General features: G+C 69.6%; 17 protein-coding genes. 5 read left to right on the top strand and 12 right to left on the bottom strand.

Annotated features, from left to right (window positions below; genetic code table 11):
- The 3 genes from DQP57_RS15495 to DQP57_RS15485 form a co-directional block, all read left to right on the top strand.
- Positions 1–640, top strand: a 640-nt coding sequence (locus DQP57_RS15495) for an FAD-dependent oxidoreductase (RefSeq protein WP_205869141.1), incomplete at its 5' end; no start/stop codon positions are given.
- A gap of 5 nt (positions 641–645) precedes the next feature.
- Entirely contained in the window at positions 646–1,341 is a 696-nt protein-coding gene (gene hemQ / locus DQP57_RS15490; protein WP_112633782.1) for a hydrogen peroxide-dependent heme synthase, read from the top strand.
- Positions 1,338–2,090 carry a class I SAM-dependent methyltransferase gene (locus DQP57_RS15485; RefSeq protein ID WP_112633781.1) on the top strand — a complete coding sequence of 251 codons (753 nt, stop codon included), beginning with the start codon at positions 1,338–1,340 and terminating at the stop codon, positions 2,088–2,090. Before hemQ ends, DQP57_RS15485 begins: the two co-directional genes overlap by 4 nt.
- Before the next feature lie 122 nt (positions 2,091–2,212).
- On the opposite strand, the gene DQP57_RS15480 is transcribed toward DQP57_RS15485, so the two are convergent.
- Entirely contained in the window at positions 2,213–3,061 is an 849-nt protein-coding gene (locus tag DQP57_RS15480) for an endonuclease domain-containing protein (protein WP_112633780.1), read from the bottom strand.
- Positions 3,062–3,174: 113 nt separating this feature from the next.
- Here DQP57_RS15480 and DQP57_RS15475 point away from each other — a divergent pair, with 113 nt between their 5' ends.
- The gene (locus tag DQP57_RS15475; protein WP_112633779.1) at positions 3,175–4,428 is read left to right on the top strand and encodes an IS30 family transposase; all 1,254 of its coding nucleotides are present in this window, start codon (positions 3,175–3,177) and stop codon (positions 4,426–4,428) included.
- A 58-nt stretch (positions 4,429–4,486) separates the two neighbouring features.
- Here DQP57_RS15475 and DQP57_RS15470 read toward each other — a convergent pair whose 3' ends face one another.
- From DQP57_RS15470 to DQP57_RS15440, 7 genes are all read right to left on the bottom strand, one after another.
- A complete protein-coding gene (locus DQP57_RS15470; RefSeq protein ID WP_112633778.1) occupies positions 4,487–6,163 on the bottom strand; it encodes a ribonuclease J in 1,677 nt (558 codons plus the stop codon).
- Between the two features lie 19 nt (positions 6,164–6,182).
- On the bottom strand, positions 6,183–7,085 hold the full coding sequence (gene dapA, locus DQP57_RS15465; protein ID WP_112633777.1) for a 4-hydroxy-tetrahydrodipicolinate synthase: 903 nt from the start codon (positions 7,083–7,085) through the stop codon (positions 6,183–6,185).
- Between the two features lie 70 nt (positions 7,086–7,155).
- Entirely contained in the window at positions 7,156–7,908 is a 753-nt protein-coding gene (gene thyX, locus DQP57_RS15460) for an FAD-dependent thymidylate synthase (RefSeq protein WP_112633789.1), read from the bottom strand.
- Between the two features lie 212 nt (positions 7,909–8,120).
- Positions 8,121–9,371 (bottom strand): winged helix-turn-helix domain-containing protein, encoded by a 1,251-nt coding sequence (locus DQP57_RS15455; RefSeq protein WP_430919358.1) that lies wholly within the window; start codon positions 9,369–9,371, stop codon positions 8,121–8,123.
- Between the two features lie 26 nt (positions 9,372–9,397).
- Entirely contained in the window at positions 9,398–10,132 is a 735-nt protein-coding gene (locus DQP57_RS15450) for a cell division protein DivIVA (RefSeq protein ID WP_112633775.1), read from the bottom strand.
- Positions 10,133–10,207: 75 nt separating this feature from the next.
- The gene (locus tag DQP57_RS15445; protein ID WP_112633774.1) at positions 10,208–10,732 is read right to left on the bottom strand and encodes a dihydrofolate reductase; all 525 of its coding nucleotides are present in this window, start codon (positions 10,730–10,732) and stop codon (positions 10,208–10,210) included.
- Entirely contained in the window at positions 10,729–11,529 is an 801-nt protein-coding gene (locus DQP57_RS15440) for a thymidylate synthase (RefSeq protein WP_112633773.1), read from the bottom strand. Before DQP57_RS15440 ends, DQP57_RS15445 begins: the two co-directional genes overlap by 4 nt.
- A gap of 42 nt (positions 11,530–11,571) precedes the next feature.
- Here DQP57_RS15440 and DQP57_RS15435 point away from each other — a divergent pair, with 42 nt between their 5' ends.
- Positions 11,572–12,321, top strand: coding sequence for a dienelactone hydrolase family protein (locus DQP57_RS15435; RefSeq protein ID WP_112633772.1), 750 nt, complete (start codon positions 11,572–11,574; stop codon positions 12,319–12,321).
- Here the strand turns inward: DQP57_RS15435 and DQP57_RS15430 are convergent.
- From DQP57_RS15430 to DQP57_RS15415, 4 genes are all read right to left on the bottom strand, one after another.
- On the bottom strand, positions 12,310–13,527 hold the full coding sequence (locus DQP57_RS15430; protein ID WP_112633771.1) for a glycosyltransferase: 1,218 nt from the start codon (positions 13,525–13,527) through the stop codon (positions 12,310–12,312). The two genes, DQP57_RS15435 and DQP57_RS15430, sit on opposite strands and share 12 nt — an antisense overlap.
- 196 nt (positions 13,528–13,723) lie before the next feature.
- Entirely contained in the window at positions 13,724–14,827 is a 1,104-nt protein-coding gene (locus DQP57_RS15425) for an acyl-CoA dehydrogenase family protein (protein WP_112633770.1), read from the bottom strand.
- Positions 14,824–16,014: an acyl-CoA dehydrogenase family protein gene (locus tag DQP57_RS15420; protein ID WP_112633769.1), complete on the bottom strand. Its 1,191-nt coding sequence runs from the start codon at positions 16,012–16,014 to the stop codon at positions 14,824–14,826. Before DQP57_RS15420 ends, DQP57_RS15425 begins: the two co-directional genes overlap by 4 nt.
- Positions 16,011–16,793, bottom strand: coding sequence for an SDR family oxidoreductase (locus DQP57_RS15415; RefSeq protein WP_112633768.1), 783 nt, complete (start codon positions 16,791–16,793; stop codon positions 16,011–16,013). The genes DQP57_RS15420 and DQP57_RS15415 overlap by 4 nt, the downstream gene beginning before the upstream one ends.
- Position 16,794 lies beyond the last annotated feature (1 nt).

The raw sequence follows: 16,794 nt of genomic DNA, 5'->3' as shown, positions 1-16,794 counted from the left end.
GCCCGCCGGAGCCGGTTGGGCGCTGGTCGACGACACCGGCGCCCGCTGGCCCGCCGACGCGGTGATCCTGGCCGTGCCGGCGGGCGAGTGTGCCCGGCTGCTGGCCGGGGTCGCGCCGCGCAGCGTCGCCGCCGCCGGGCGCATCACCAGCACCTCGTCGGTGGTGATGGCGCTGGCCGTGCCGGGCGATACCGCGTTCCCGGAGTGTTCGGGCGTGCTGGTGGCCACCGGCGAGCGGCTGCGGTCCAAAGCCATCACGCTGTCGTCGCGGAAATGGGGCGTCCGCGGCGACGCGCAGCTGCTGCGGCTGTCGTTCGGGCGGTTCGGTGATCGCGTGGCGGCGGACACTTCCGACGACGACCTGCTGGGCTGGGCGCTGGGTGACCTGGCCACGGTGTTCGGGTTGTCGGTCGACCCCGTCGACGTCCGCATTCAGCGCTGGCTCGACGCCATGCCGCAGTACGGCCCCGGTCACGCCGATCTGGTCGCCGAGGTGCGCGCGGGCCTGCCCCCGACGCTGGCGGTGGCCGGGAGTTATCTCGACGGCATCGGCGTGCCGGCCTGCGTGGGTGCGGCCGGGCGCGCGGCCGAGCGTGTGATCGGGGCCATCGGAGGCCTCGACGCGCAAGTGGCACGATAGGTTTCATGGCCAAGCTCGACTACGACTCGCTCAATTCCCAGATCCGGTACCTGATGTTCTCGGTGTTCTCCGTCGAGCCGGGTGAGCTGGGTGACCAGCGCGGTGACGTCATCGATGAGGCGTCGACGTTCTTCAAGCAGCGGGAGGAGCGCGGCGTCGTGGTGCGCGGCCTCTACGACGTCGCCGGCCTGCGGGCCGACGCCGACTTCATGATCTGGACCCACGCCGAGCGGGTCGAGGCGCTGCAGGCCACCTACGCCGATTTCCGGCGCACCACCGCGCTGGGGCGGGTCAGCGCGCCGGTGTGGAGCAGCGTGGCGCTGCACCGCCCGGCCGAGTTCAACAAGAGCCACATCCCGGCGTTCCTGGCCGGCGAGGAACCCGGCGCCTACATCTGCGTGTATCCCTTTGTGCGGTCCTATGAGTGGTACCTGCTGCCCGACGACGAACGCCGCCGCATGCTCGCCGAGCACGGCATGGCCGCGCGCGAGTACAAGGACGTGCGCGCCAACACGGTCCCGGCGTTCGCGCTCGGTGACTACGAGTGGATCCTGGCCTTCGAGGCTCCCGAACTGCACCGCATCGTCGACCTGATGCGCGAGCTGCGCGCCACCGACGCCCGCCGGCACACCCGCGAGGAGACGCCGTTTTTCACCGGCCCCCGGGTGCCCGTCGAGCAGCTGGTGAATGCGCTGCCATGACAACCCCTTTCGATCCGACCGACCCCACCCGCTTCGAGGAGATGTACCGCGACCAGCGGACGTCGCACGGCCTGCCGGCCGCCACGCCGTGGGACATCGGCGGCCCGCAGCCGGTGGTCCAGCAGCTCGTCGCGCTGGGGGCGATCCGGGGTGAGGTGCTCGACCCGGGCACCGGCCCGGGCCACCACGCCATCTACTACGCCTCCAAGGGTTTTTCGGCCACCGGCATCGACGGGTCGGCGACCGCCCTCGAGCGGGCCCGCGACAACGCCCAAAAGGCCGGTGTGTCAGTGAATTTCGAGCTGGCCGACGCGACGAAGCTGGACGGGTTCGACGGCCGGTTCGACACGGTGGTCGACTGCGCCTTCTACCACACCTTCTCCACCGACCCGGAGCTGCGCAGTTCGTACGTGCGCGCGCTGCACCGCGCCACCAGGCCGGGCGCGCGGCTGTACATGTACGAGTTCGGCGAGCACAACATCAACGGCTTCAAGATGCTGCGGTCGTTGTCCGAGAACGACTTTCGCGACGTGCTTCCGGATGGCGGCTGGGAGATCACCTACCTGGGCACCACGACGTATCGGGTCAACGTCAGCGTCGAGTCCATCGAGGCGATGGCCCAGCGCAACCCCGACATCGCCGATCAGGCGGAGAAACTGCTGGAGCGCTTCCGGGTGATCGAGCCGTGGCTCGAGGGCGAACGCGCGCACGCCCCGTTCTGGGAAGTGCACGCCACGCGGGTGGACTGACGCCTCTGCGGCGTTTGGCGCGGCCCGCGCGCCCCACGCCCCCGCCCCGCGCGCGGCTCACCCCCCGGCGCCCCGCGAAACTTAAACTGTTGCGACGTTTTTCGGCGTGTCGCCGCAACTGGTTAAGTGTCGCGGTATCCGCGGCGGACCAGCGCCCGGCGCACGCGGCCCACAACATCGTCCGGGTTGTCGTCGGCGATCACCCGGATGACGGTCCACCCCAGCTCGTCGAGCTTGCGTAGCCGACTCTGGTCACGCGCGTACTGCTTGCGGTCGGTGCGATGGTGATCGCCGTCGTACTCTGCGGCCACTTTGTACTCCTCCCAACCCATGTCGAGGCACGCGATGAGTCGCCAGTTCGGTTGCACCGGTATCTGCGTGGCCGGGACGGGCAGGCCGGCGTCGATCAACAGCAAGCGCAGCCAGGTCTCCTTGGGCGACGCGGCGCCGGGATCCACCAGGGGGAGCGCTGACCTGAGCCCACGCAGGCCGCGCGCACCGCTGTATCGCTTGGCCAGCAACAGCACGTCCTCGCGCGAGAACGGTGTCGCACGCATCAGCGCGTCGAGCCGCGCCACCGCCTCGCCGATGGGCGGTTGCCTGGCAAGGTCGAATGCGGTCCTGGCAAGAGTGGTCACCGGCAGGCCGCTGATGCGGGTGACCTCGTCCGGCTGGATGCGCTGATTCCGGGTGATCACACCGCGGGGCGGATGCGGGTTGCGCCAGATCAACTCGATGGGCTCGTCGTCGTCGATCCACTGCGACCCGTGCAGCGCCGCCGCGGCGAGTCCGGCCAGCACGCCGCGCCGCCGCGACCACAGAAAGGCCCCGGTCGCACGCGTTCTCAGCGACAGCGTCGCGGCATCCGACAGATAGATGTCCGGATAGATCGCCCGGAAGCCGGTCCGCAGCTGATACGGGCTCACCAGCCCGAGCCGCACTGCCTCGCTGCCCACGAATACGTCGTCCACAACCTCAAAGACGTCACGACGTGTCGGTGAGATCCGCGAGACTTAAAGCGTTGCGAGGCTTTGCGGCTTGAGTCCAAGGGATGGATGCAACACCTTTCCCGTAGGAGTGTTGCATGCAAGGCTCACTGCCACCGTCGCGTTCGTTAGTACGTGAGTTTTGGGTTCTGGTCGCCAAGGGTGTTCCGGCCAGTGAAGCCGGTATCTGGGTCGGCGTGTCGCAAACCAGCGGTCTGAACTGGTTTCGTCAGGCTGGCGGGGTGAGACCACAATTACGCTGCGCCAACCGTTCTGGTCGTCGGCCCCGGTTGACCTTCGAAGATCGGGTGGAAATCGAGATCGGGGTAAGGACCAAGGAGTCGCTGCACTCGATTGGCGTACGACTGGGACGGCCCGCCTCGACGGTCAAGCGAGAGATAGACGCCAACGGCGGCCATAGCAATGTGGCGAAGTCCGGATACCGGCGCAAGGAGGCGTTCGGCGCCCGCCAGAGCGGCAACTGTGCCCAGGTGCGTTACCGTGCGGTGCTGGCCCAGCAGCGATCTGACCAGCGCGCGTGCCGGACCAAGCCGACGAAGCTGGCCAGCAACGACCGGTTGCGCAACGAGGTCCAGAATCGGTTGACTGCCAATCACAGCCCCGAACAGATCGAGGGCGGGTTGCGACTCGAATTCCCCGACGACCCGGAGATGTGGGTGAGCGACGAAACCATCTATAAGGCCATCTACCTGCAGGGACGCGGGGGGTTGCGGCGCGAGCTGCATCGGTGCCTTCGCACTGGCCGCGCCCTGCGCAAGCCCCAACGCAGCGTCGTGCAACGTCGCCGTATCCCGGACATGGTCAACATCGCCGAACGACCGCCCGAGGTCGAAGACCGCGCCGTGCCGGGCCACTGGGAGGGCGACCTCATCATCGGCGCTAACCAGGCCTCGGCGATCGGCACCTTGGTCGAACGTATCTCCGGGTTCGTCCAACTGCTGCACCTGCCGAATGACCACACCGCCGAATCTGTCGCCGCCCAGGTGATCCTGAAGATGACTGCCCTACCCGATACTTTGCGCCGAACCCTGACCTGGGACCAAGGCAGCGAAATGGCCAACCACGCTCAAATCTCCGCGGCAGCCGAGTTGCAGGTCTACTTCTGCGACCCGCACTCACCCTGGCAGCGAGGCACTAACGAAAACACCAACGGGCTTCTGCGCCAATACTTCCCCAAAGGCACCGACCTATCGGTCTACCCCGCCGACTACCTGGACTATGTCGCCTTGCAGCTCAACACCCGCCCACGACAGCGTCACGGCTTCAAAACACCCGCCCAGATACTCGACGAGATACTCTCAAACCCACCAACTGTTGCATCCACCGCTTGAATCCGCCCCGGTCATCGCCGCAATGGTTTAAGTTTCGCGGCCCAGGGACCGAGAAGATCTAGACCTCGATGACCGTCGGCACGATCATCGGTTGCCGGCGGTAGGTTTCGCCCACCCACTTGCCGACGGTGCGCCGCACGCCCTGGGCGATGCGGCCCGGATCGGTGATGTTCTCGGCCGCCAGCGCTTCCAGTTCGGCCTCGACCCTGCGCACGGCGGGCTCGAGCGCCTTGGGATCCTCGGAGAACCCGCGCGAATGCAGGTGTGGCGGCACGACGGGACGCCCGGTGCCGCGGGTGACCACCACGGTCACCGCCACGAAGCCCGACGACAAAATGAGCCGCTCGCCCAGGGTGATGTCGCCGACGTCGCCGTTGATCAGGCCGTCGACGAACATCTTGCCCACCGGCACCGCCCCGGCGATGGAGGCCTTGCCCGCGACCAGGTCGACGCTCACACCGTTCTCGGCCAGCAGGATCGACTCCTCCGGCACGCCGGTGCGGGCCGCGAGTTTGGAGTTCGCGCGCAGCATGCGCCACGTCCCGTGCACGGGCATGACGTGGCGCGGCCGAATCCCGTTGTACAGGAACAACAATTCCCCGGCGTAGGCGTGTCCCGAAACATGGACGCGCCCTTGGGCGTTGGTGACGACGCGGGCCCCGATCTTGGCCAGCTCGTCGATGACACCGTAGACCGCTTCCTCGTTGCCCGGGATCAGCGACGACGCCAGCACCACCAAATCCCCGGCGGTCAGGGTGATGCTGCGGTGCTCGCCGCGCGACATGCGCGACAACGCCGACATCGGTTCACCCTGGGTGCCGGTGGTGATCAGCACCACCTTCTCGGGCGGCATCATCTCGGCGGCGCCGATGTCGATCACGTCCGAATCGGCCACCCGCAAGAATCCCAGTTCCCGGGCGATGCCCATGTTGCGCACCATGGATCGACCGACGAACGACACCCGCCGGCCCAAAGCGACTGCGGCGTCGATGATTTGCTGCACACGGTCGACGTTGGAGGCGAAGCACGCCACGATGACGCGGCCTTCGGCGCCGCGGATCAGCCTGTGCAACGTCGGGCCCACTTCGCTTTCCGACGGCCCGACGCCGGGGTGCTCGGCGTTGGTCGAGTCGCACAGGAACAGGTCCACCCCGGCGTCACCGAGGCGGGACATGCCGGGCAGGTCGGTCGGCCGGCCGTCCAGGGGAAGCTGGTCGAGCTTGATGTCGCCGGTGTGCAGAACCGTTCCGGCACCGGTGTGTACGGCGATCGCCAGCGCGTCGGGGATGGAGTGGTTGACGGCGAAGTATTGGCATTCGAAGACGCCGTGACTGCTCTTCTGGCCCTCGGCCACCTCGACGAACACCGGCTTGAGGCGATGCTCGCGGCACTTCGCGGCGACCAGCGCCAGCGTGAACTTCGACCCGACGACCGGAATGTCGGGGCGCAACTTGAGCAGGAAGGGAATGCCGCCGATGTGGTCCTCGTGGGCGTGGGTCAGCACCAACGCCTCGATGTCGTCGAGCCGGTCTTCGATGTGGCGCAGGTCCGGCAGGATCAGGTCGACACCGGGCTCGTCGTGGGTGGGGAACATCACCCCGCAGTCGATGATCAACAACCGGCCCAAGTGCTCGAAAACGGTCATGTTGCGACCGATTTCGCTGATGCCGCCAAGAGCGGTGACCCGCAACCCTCCCGTGGCCAAAGGGCCGGGCGGGGCGAGGTCTACATCCACTTCTCGGAAACTCCTCGGGTCAGCGCAGCACCGACGCCGCGCGCATATCGGCGGCCAACGCGTCGAGTTGTTCTGGCGTCGCGGGCATTTGGGGCAACCGCGGATCGCCCACGTCGATGCCCTGCAGGCGCAGGCCGGCCTTGGACATGGTCACCCCGCCCAGGCGGGCCATCGCGTCGCACAGCGGGGCGACGGTGGCGTTGATCTTGCGGGCGGTGCCGATGTCCCCGGAGCTGAAGGCGGACAACATCTCCCGAAGCTGTCCCGCCGCCACGTGAGAAATCACGCTGATGAAACCGGTGGCGCCCATGGCCAGCCACGGCAGGTTCAGCGCGTCGTCGCCCGAGTAGTAGGCCAGGCCCGTCTCGGCGATGATCTGGCCCCCGCTGTGCAGGTCGGCCTTCGCGTCCTTGATTCCGACGATGTTCGGGTGGGCGGCCAGCGCGCGGATGGTGTCGGGCTGGATCGGGATCACCGAACGCGGCGGAATGTCGTACAGCAGGACCGGCAGCTCGGTCGCGTCGGCGACGGCGGTGAAGTGGGCGATGAGCCCGCTCTGGGGCGGCTTGGAGTAGTACGGCGTGACCACCAGCAGCCCGTGGGCACCCTCGGCCGCGCACGCCTTGGCCAGCCCGACGCTGTGCGCGGTGTCATAGGTGCCCGCACCGGCGATGACGCGCGCGCGGTCGCCGACGGCCTCCAGCACGGCGCGCAGCAGCTCTCGCTTCTCGTCGTCGGTGGTGGTCGGGGACTCGCCGGTGGTGCCGGAGATCACCAGGCCGTCACAGCCCGCGTCGATCAGGTGGGTGGCCAGCTGGGCGGCCGCGGCGGTGTCGACGGAGCCGTCGGGTCGAAACGGTGTGACCATCGCGGTCAGCACGGTTCCCAACCGGGCTGGGGCGTCGAATCCGGCCGTGCTCACGGTGTTCAGGTTACCTGGCCCCGGCAAGGTATTTAGCACCCACGTGCCCGCGCCGTGGCGCGGCTTGGCGTCAGGCTTCGGTCGCGAGCGGGCTGGTCGCGACCTGCGTGCCGTCCGCCAGGGTGGAGATCTCGAAGTCGGCGAACACGGCGGGCGCCACCCCCGACAGCTGACGCAGGCATTCGATGGCCAGCCGACGGATTTCCACGTCGGCGTGCTCGCTGGCGCGCATCGCGATGAAGTGGCGCCACGCCCGGTAGTTGCCGGTCACGACGATGCGGGTTTCGGTCGCGTTGGGCAGCACGGCGCGGGCGGCCTGGCGGGCCTGCTTGCGCCGCAAGACGGCGCTGGGCTGATCGGCGAACTTGGCTTCCAGCTTGGTCAGCAGCTCGGTGTAGGTGGCACGGCTGGCGTCGGCGGCCGCGGCCAGGATGCGCTGCAGTTCCGGATCGTCGTCCAGGCCCGGCGGCACGACGACGTGCGAGTCCTTCTCCGGGACGTAGCGCTGCGACAGCTGCGAATACGAGAAGTGGCGATGCCGGATCAGCTCGTGGGTGCACGATCGCGAGATCCCCGTGACGTAGAAGGACACGCTCGCGTGTTCGAGCACCGAAAAATGCCCGACGTCGATGATGTGCTTGATGTAGCCGGCGTTCGTCGCGGTCTTGGGGTTGGGTTTCGACCAGCTCTGGTAGCAGGCCCGGCCGGCGAACTCGACCAGCGCGGGGCCGCCGTCGGCGTCGGTGTCCCACGGCACGTCCGGGGGCGCCAAGAAGTCGGTCTTGGCGATCAGTTGCACGCGCAGCGGCGCGATCTCGGCCACGGCGCTCACCTTAGCCCGGCGACGATGCGCGCCACGGAGTGGCGCGAGGAGAAGCGGGGCAATCCGCCTTAGCCCGGCGACGATGCGCGCCACGGAGTGGCGCGAGGAGAAGCGGGGCAATCCGCCTTAGCCCGGCGACGATGCGCGCCACGGAGTGGCGCGAGGAGAAGCGGGGCAATCCGCCTTAGCCCCGCGAGGATGCGCGTCCGCCATCAGCTGACCCGCTTGGCCGCCGTGCGCAGCTCGCCGGACAGGTCACCGCGGCCGGCGACGCTGAATCCGCCCAGGCCCAGCCACGCCGCCATGGACCCAAGCTCACCGGCCAGCGCCGCGGCGACGCGGTTCCTGGGCGCATCCGGTTCGCCGAACGCGCCGAGGACCCGCAGCGTGTTGGCGGCGCGGTCGGCCTTGAGGTCGACCCGCGCCACCAGGCGCCCGTCCATGAGCAGCGGCCACACGTAATAACCGTATTGGCGCTTGGCGGCCGGCGTGTAAATCTCGATGCGGTAATGGAATTCGAACAACCGCTCGACGCGCGGGCGGAAGAAGATCAGCGGATCGAACGGGCACAACAGCGCGGTGCCGCGGTCGGCGCGGGGCACCGCGCGGCCCGCCCGCAGGTAGGCCGGCGCCGACCAGCCGTCGACGTCGACGCGTTCGAGGTCACCGGCGCTGACCAGCGCGGCGATCGCCGGCTTGACCTGGGCGGCCGACAGCCGAAAGTAGTCGCGGAGGTCGGCCTCGGTGCCGACACCGAGCGCGGTGGCCGCCCGCAGCGTGAGCTCGCGGATCGCCTCGTCGTCGTCGACCTCGCGGGCCAGCACGCGGGCCGGCAGCACCCGTTCCACCAGGTCGTAGTGGCGTGCGAAGCCCACCCGGGTGGCGGTGGTCAGCACCCCGGCGGAGAACAGCGCCTCGGCCACCCATTTGGTGTCGCTGCGCGTCCACCAGGTGCCCTTTTTACGGCGCGGCTCGGCGTCCAGGTGCGCCTCGATCTGGCCCGCCGTGCTGGGCCCGAGCTCGGCGATGGCGGCCACGATCTCGTCGGCCAGCCGCGGGTTGGCCTTCACGATGTGGGTGCCCCACCGCCCGTGCCGGTACTGGCGCATCCGCCAGCGCAACAGCGGCCAGTCCTCGACCGCCATCAGCGCCGCCTCGTGGGCCCAGTATTCGGCCAGCAACCGCGACGAACGCGGGCCCCAGGCGGCGCGGTCGAGCACGTCACGGTCGTAGGGGCCGAGCCGGCTGAACACCGGCGCGTAATGCGCCCGCACCGCCACCGAGACCGAATCCAGTTGCAGCACTTGAATTCTGGAGATCAGCCGCTTCAGGTGCGCACGGGTGATTCCCCCGGCGGGCCGGGGCGCGGTAAAACCTTGGGCCGCAACGGCTATCCGGCGGGCTTGGGCGGCCGATAGCCTGGGGGTCGACACGGCGCCGAGAATACCTCTTGGGTGCGACAACCCCTGGCGGCGGCGCCAGCGGAAACTCAGCCCGCGCGGACCTTGCGGTCCAGCGGTTTCAGGACGGCTTCCTCGCCCGAACCGTCTTGTTCGGCGTAGGCCGCCTCGAGGGCCTTGGGCACCTCGTCGAGGTCGTGGTACACGCCCATCAGCTGCTCGAGGATCTTGATGCGCCGCGCCGTCGCCTCGTCCACCGCGCGCTGCGCCTTCTCCCGGTAGTGGTCGGCGCCCTTCTTGGCGTCGCCCAGGAGTTGCTCGCACTCGCGTTCGGCCTCCTGGCGCGCCTTCTGGATCGCCGATTCGGTCTCCGCGCGCATGCCGGCCAGCTCGGCGTCGAGCTTCTGCTTGGTCTCCGCGTATTCGGCTTCCAGGGCTTTTTGCTGCGCGGCCATGTCGGCGAGCACCTCGTCGCGCTTGCGTTCCGCGGCTTCGGCCTCGGCCTCGGCCGCCGCGATCAGCGCATCCGCTTCGGCCCGCGCCTCGGCCTGCATCTCGGCCACCTCGTCGACCGCGCGGCTGAGCATCTTCGCCATCCGCTGCTGCACCGCCTGCGGCGCGGGCGAGGTGTCCGTGAGCACGGCCACCTCCTTGCGCAGCGCGGCCGTTTGATCGGCGGATTCCTGCAACCGGGCCCGTAGGCTCTCGACGTCGTCAAGCAGCAGCTGCTGCTTGGTGGTCAGCATCTCGATGTGGGCATCAACCGCGGCCGCGTCGTAGCCCATGAATTTTCGAGAGAACGTCTTCACGGGTTCGGTTATCACTGCCAAATTCCCCCTTCTCTCTTCGAACGCCTGGTTGACCCTGTGCGACCGACCCCCGCGTCCGAGTATGTCAGGTCAGCCCGCGGGCGCGAACGGGTGCGCAGCGGGCCGCAGATAGCTGTGGAAGCGATACCGCAGCCCCGAGCGGCTGGCCAGCCACTCCCCCGTCTCACCGACCCAGGTGTCGTCCAGCGTCGGCGCCAGGGCGTCGTCGTCATCGCGGCGCAAATCGATTTCGATCTCGGTGACCTCGCAGCGGGTGGCGTGCGGCAGCGCCAGCAGATAGATCTGCTCGCCGCCGATCACCCACGTCTGCGGTTCGCCCTCGCCCTCGGCCAGCGCCGCCTCCAGGGATCCGACCACCCGCGCCCCGTCGGCGACGAAGCCGGTGTCGCGGGACAGGACGACGTTGCGGCGCCCGGGCAGGGGGCGCACCTTCGCCGGTAACGACTCCCACGTCCGCCGGCCCATGACCACCGGGCGGCCCATGGTCACCTCTTTGAACCGGGAGAGGTCTTCGGGCACGTTCCAGGGGATGTCCCCACCGCGCCCGATGACGCCGGAGGTCGACTGAGCCCACACCAGGCCCACCTCGGTCATACGGCGACGGGGGCTTTGATCGCCGGGTGCGGATCGTAATTCTTGACGACGACATCCTCGTAGACGTAGTCGAAGATCGAATCTCGTTGCGCCAGAACGAGTTCCGGGTATGGTCGGGCATCGCGGCTCAGCTGCAGGCGCACCTGTTCGACGTGGTTGTCGTAGATGTGGCAGTCCCCGCCCGTCCACACGAACTCGCCGACCGCCAGGCCGGCCTGCGCGGCCATCATGTGCGTCAGCAGCGCGTAGCTGGCGATGTTGAACGGCACGCCCAAAAACAGGTCGGCGCTGCGCTGGTAGAGCTGGCAGCTCAGCCTCCCGTCGGCCACGTAGAACTGGAAGAACGCGTGGCACGGCGGCAGCGCCATCTGCGGGATTTCGCCGACGTTCCACGCCGACACGATGATGCGCCGCGAGTCGGGGTCGGTGCGCAGCAGTTCCAGGGCGGCGCTGATCTGGTCGATGTGCTCACCCGAGGGCGTCGGCCACGATCTCCACTGCACACCGTAGATCGGCCCGAGCTCGCCTGTGTCGCTTGCCCATTCGTCCCAGATGGTGACCCCGTGCTCGTGCAGCCAGCCGACGTTGGAATCGCCGCGCAGGAACCACAGCAGTTCGTAGATCACCGATTTCAGGTGCACCTTTTTGGTGGTGAGCAGCGGGAAACCGGCCGACAGGTCATAGCGCAGCTGCTGACCGAACAGGCTGCGGGTCCCGGTGCCGGTGCGGTCGGATTTGGCCGTTCCCTGCTCGAGCACCAGGCGAAGCAAGTCCTCGTAGGGGGTCGGGATCGGCACGCCGCAAGAATACGTCTACGCGCGCGGAGTAGAACGGGTGCCATGCCGAACATCATCGACGTCGTCACCACACCCGATGGCACCTGCACGGTGCACCTGTTCACCCCCGACGGCCCCGAATCGCAAGTCCCCTGGCCCGGGGTGGTCATGTATCCCGACGCCGGCGGCGTGCGCGACACCTTCGAACAGATGGCCGCCAAGCTGGCCGAGTTCGGTTACGCGGTGCTGCTGCCGGATGTCTACTACCGCACCGCGGACTGGGCGCCGTTCGACATGGCGACGGCCTTCAGCGACAAGAAGGAACGCGGGCGCCTGTTCTCGATGATCGGCAGCGTCACCCCGGACCGGATGGCCGCGGACGCGAGCGCGTTCTTCGACTATCTGGCCGCCCGCCCCGAGGTGGCCGGCGAGCGGTTCGGGGTGTGCGGGTACTGCATGGGCGGCCGCACGTCGCTCATGGTGGCCGGCCGGGTGCCCGACCGGGTGGCCGCGGCGGCGTCGTTCCACGGCGGCGGCTTGGTGACCGACACCGAGGACAGCCCGCACCTGCTCGCCGACCGGATGAGCGCCACGGTGTACGTGGGCGGCGCCCGCAACGACGCGTCGTTCACCGCCGATCACGCCGAGCAGCTCGACAAGGCGCTGACGGCGGCCGGCGTCGAGCACACCATCGAGTGGTATTCGGCCGGGCACGGATTCGCGGTCCCGGACAACGCGCCCTATGACCCCGCGGCGGCCGAGCGGCATTGGGAGGCGATGACGGAGGTGTTCGCCTCGGCGCTACCGCGGTAGCGCCGCCCGCAGCACCGTCGCGGCCACGGCCGCCCCGTCCGTGCGGATCGTCGCCGCCACCGAGCGCGCCCGCGCCCGGGTCCGTTCGGTCAGCACCGCCTCGAGCGCGGCCGACAGAGACTCGGTGGTCGGAACCGGACCGTCATGGGCGGCGCCGATGGCCAGATCGCGCACCCGGGCCGCCCAATAGGGCTGATCGGCCCCCTGGGGCACCACCACCTGCGGCGCGCCCGCCCGCGCGGCCGTCGCGGTGGTTCCCGCCCCGCCGTGGTGCACGACGGCGGCCACCCGCGCGAACAGCGCCTGGTGGTTGACCTCGCCGATGGCGAGGCAATCGTCGCCGTCGTCGATCGGGCCCAGCTGCGCCCAGCCGCGGGACAGCACCACGCGGAGGCCCTGGGCGCGGACCGCCTCGATGGCGACCCGGGCGACGTCGTCGGAGGCGCGCATGGGCATGCTGCCGAAGCCCACATAGACCGGCGGTGCGCCCGCGTCCAGGAACGCCAGCAGCTCGCCCGGCAACGGCCGCTCGTCGGGCAGCAGCCACGCGCCGGTTCGAACCACCTCGAGGTCGCTGGGCTGACGCCAGGGGTCGAGGACCGGATCGGTCGCCAGCCACGGGGACTCGGTGAGCGCGTAGTCGCGCAGGTCGTCCAGCGGCGCCAGCCCGATCGACGCCCGGTGAGCGTTGAGCGTCGCGCCGAACAGCTCCTGCAGGTGCCGGCCATCGAGTTGCCACAGCACCCGGTTGTCGACCACGCCCGGCGGGAAGGGACCGTGCGCGTAGGCGGGCGGGGGGTGGTGCGGCGACGGCAGGATGGTGGGCTGGTAGCTGGCGTAGACGTAGTGGATCCCCAGCCTGTCGGCCACCGATCGGGCGGCGGCCGCCGCCGGCGGGAACCCGGCCACCACCAGCGCGTCGCAGCCTTGGGCCGCGGCGGCCACGGCGTCGAATTGCGCGGCGATCAACGCGTCCAGTTGCCCGCGCAGCTCCGCCTCCGACGGCAGCGGCCCGGTCTTCATCGCCCGCAGTGATGCGCCGAAGGGCGCCAGCGGCACGCCGGCACGGGCCAGCAGCTCGACGAATTCCGTGTCCGGCGGCGCGCTGACCCGCGCGTCGACGCCGAGCGCCCGCAATTGGACCGCGAGCGCGGCAAGCGGCTCGACCCCTCCGCGCGAGTCGTACGCCGTCAGCAACACTCGCATCGCACCGCTCCCACTTCCACCCGCGTGGTCGCAGAACTTTATCGTCGCCCACCGGCCCGGCCGGGAACAGCGGGCCGGCCATCGGGGATGCCGCCGCGGAATGGCCTGGCTGCGCCGGCATTTGCCGGCCCGCGCGTAAAAATCACCGCGAGCCCAGGCATGGCGCGAGCGTGCGCGCCGCGTGGCCGGCTGACCGTCAGAACGCGGGCAGGTCCACCAATTCGGCCAGGCGGGCGCGGTGACGGTAGGCGGTGCCGAATGCCAACTGGTCGCTCTTGGCTCGCTTGAGGTAGAGGTGTGCCGGATATTCCCAGGTCATGCCGATGCCGCCGTGTAATTGGATGCATTCCTCGGCGGCATGCACGGCGATGTCGCTGCAGTAGGCCTGGGCGATGGCCGCCGCGGCGTCCGCGTCCGCGCCGTCGCGGGCGCAGGTGTCGGCGGCGTAGCGGGCCGCGGCGGTCGCCGCGCCGATCTCGAACCACAGGTCCGCCAACCGGTGCTTGATCGCCTGGTAGGAGCCGATCGTGCGGCCGAACTGCCGGCGTTGCCGGACGTATTCCAGCGTGGTCTCGAAGCACCACTGGGCGACCCCGAGTTGCTCGGACGCCAGCAGCGCCGCCCCGGTCCGGATGGCGTCGGTGACGGGCCCGTCGCCCACCCCTGCGCGCGACGACGGCGTCCCCGAAAACGACACGGTGGCAAGGGGTCTGGTCATGTCGAGCGCGAGCAGCGGGGAAACCTGCACGCCCGCCGCGGCGCGGGCGACGGTGTGCAGCTCGAGCCCGCCGGGCGCGGCGACCGGAACCACCAGCACGTCGGCGGCGTCGGCGCCGGCGACACTGGTGACCGATCCGCTCAGCCCGTCGGAGTCGCCACTGACCAGCGGGACCGGATCGCCCGGCGCGCTCGACAACGGCACCACCAGCGCCGCCGTCAGCTCGCCCTGGGCCAGCGCCGACACCGTCTCGGTGTCACCGGCCCGCAGCAGCGCGAGGGTGGCCAGGACCGCGCTGGACACAAACGGCACCGGAGCGACGGCCCGGCCGATCTCCTCCATGACCACGGCGGCCTCGCGGGCGGTCGCACCGGCGCCGCCCAGCGACTCCGGCACCAGCAGGCCGGCCACGCCCAGTTCGGTGGCCAGCGTGCGCCACACATCCGAAAAGTCTTGTGGCTCTGCGTTATACGCCAGCGCCACTCGTTCGGGCGGGCACCGCTCGGCGAACAGCTGGCGCACGCCGGCCCGTAACGCCTCCTCGGTGTCGGAGTACAGCAGGTCGGCGGTGTGCGCGCTCATCGAGGCAGATCCTTCCAGGCGACGTCCTTGTCGACACGATGCTCACCCGGCAGGCCCAGGATGCGCTCGGAAATGGTGTTGCGCAGAATTTCTGAGGTGCCGCCCTCGATCGAGTTGCCGCGCGCCCGCAGGTAGCGGTATCCGGGCCCGCGGCCGGTCAGGTCGACCGTCTCGGGCCTGCGCATGGTCCAGTCGTCATAGCAGAGGGCCGATTCGCCGTGCAGCTCGATCTCGAAGCCCGAAATCGCTTGCGCCAGTTTGGCGAACGCCACCTTCATGCCGGCACCCTCCGGGCCCGGCTGACCGGTGGCGGCCTGTTGCCGCAGGCGTTCGCCGGCGAGCCGGAGGACCTCGGCCTCCACCCACAGCCGCATCAGCTGATCGTGCATGGCGGGGTTGCGCAGCGCCGGCTCGTCGCGCCAGGCGGCGGTGACCTTGCCGATATGACCGCCTTCCCGCGGCGCCCCGGCGCGGGATCCGATCGCCACCCGTTCGTTGTTGAGCGTGGTGGTCGCGACCCGCCAGCCGCCGCCCTCCGGGCCCAGCCGATTGGCGTCGGGCACCCGGACGTCGGTGAGGAACACCTCGTTGAATTCCGCCTCGCCGGTGATCTGGCGCAGCGGCCGGATCTCGACGCCGGGCTGCGTCATGTCGCACAGAAAGTAGGTCAGGCCGGCATGTTTGGGCACGGCCGGATCGGTGCGGGCCACCAGGATGGCCATCTGCGCGTGCTGCGCTTGCGAGGTCCACACCTTCTGCCCGTTGACAATCCAGTCGTCGCCGTCGCGCACCGCGCGGGTCGACACCCCGGCCAGGTCCGATCCCGCGCCCGGCTCGCTGAACAGTTGGCAGTAGATCTGCTCACCGGTGAACAACGGGCGCAAGAACTTTCGTTTCTGTTCGTCGGTGCCGAACGCGGCGATGGTCGGCGCGGCCATGCCCATCCCGATGTAGTTCTTGGGCGTGCCGCCCACCGGCGCACCGGCGGCGGCCAACCGGGCATCAACGCGTTCCTGGGCGGTGCGCGGCAGGTCCAGCCCGCCGAAGCCGCGCGGCAGGTGCACCCAGGCCAGACCCGCATCGTATTGCGCGCCAAGGAAATCCCGCGGGTCGCTGGCCGTCGGATCGTGTTCGTCGAGCAGGGCCTGAACCCGCGCGTCCAGGTCGGCCGTATCGACGGCGGTCATCGACCGCCGCCCGGCGCGGACTGGAAGCCCTGCGCGGCGCCGAGCAGCAGGCCGCCGTCGATCACCATGGTCTCGCCGGTGATCCAGCTCGCCGCGTCGGACACCAGGAAGGCGACCGCCGCGGCCACGTCGACGGGCTCGCCGATGCGCCCGAGCGCGATCGACGAGGCCAGCGGGTCCTCGTGGTCCTTCCACAACGCCTCGGCGAGCTTGGTGCGCACCACCCCGGGCGCGATGGCGTTGACCCGCACGCGCGGCGAAAGCTCCAGCGCCAGTTGCTTGGTGACGTGGATCAGCGCGGCCTTGGTGGCGTTGTACATGCCCATCGCCGGCGATTGATACAGGCCGCCGATGGAGGCCGTGTTGACGATCGCTCCGCCGTGCTCGCCCATCCACGACTTGACCACGAGCGAGGTCCACAACAGCGGGGCCCACAGGTTGACGTCGAAGATCTTGGTGAAACGGGCGTGATCCTGGTCGATCAGCGGACCGTAGGCCGGGTTGGTTCCGGCGTTGTTGACCAGGATGTCGACGCTGCCGAAGCGCTCCAGCGTGAGCTCCACGCAACGCCGCGCGGCGTCCTCGTCGACCGCATGCGCGCCGACTCCCAGGGCCTGCTGCCCCACCTGGGCGGCGGCCTCGTCGGCGGCCTCCTGCTTGCGCGCGGTGAGGACCACGTTGGCCCCCGCCGCCGCCAGCTGCTGGGCGATCGAGAGCCCGATTCCGCGCGACGCGCCGGTGATGATCGCGGTGCGGCCGGTCAGATCTTGCGAGGTCATA

This window comes from Mycobacterium colombiense, assembly GCF_003284935.1.
In the GTDB taxonomy this organism is placed as follows: Bacteria; Actinomycetota; Actinomycetes; order Mycobacteriales; family Mycobacteriaceae; genus Mycobacterium; species Mycobacterium arosiense_A.
This window is presented reverse-complemented; position numbering and strand designations above follow the sequence as displayed.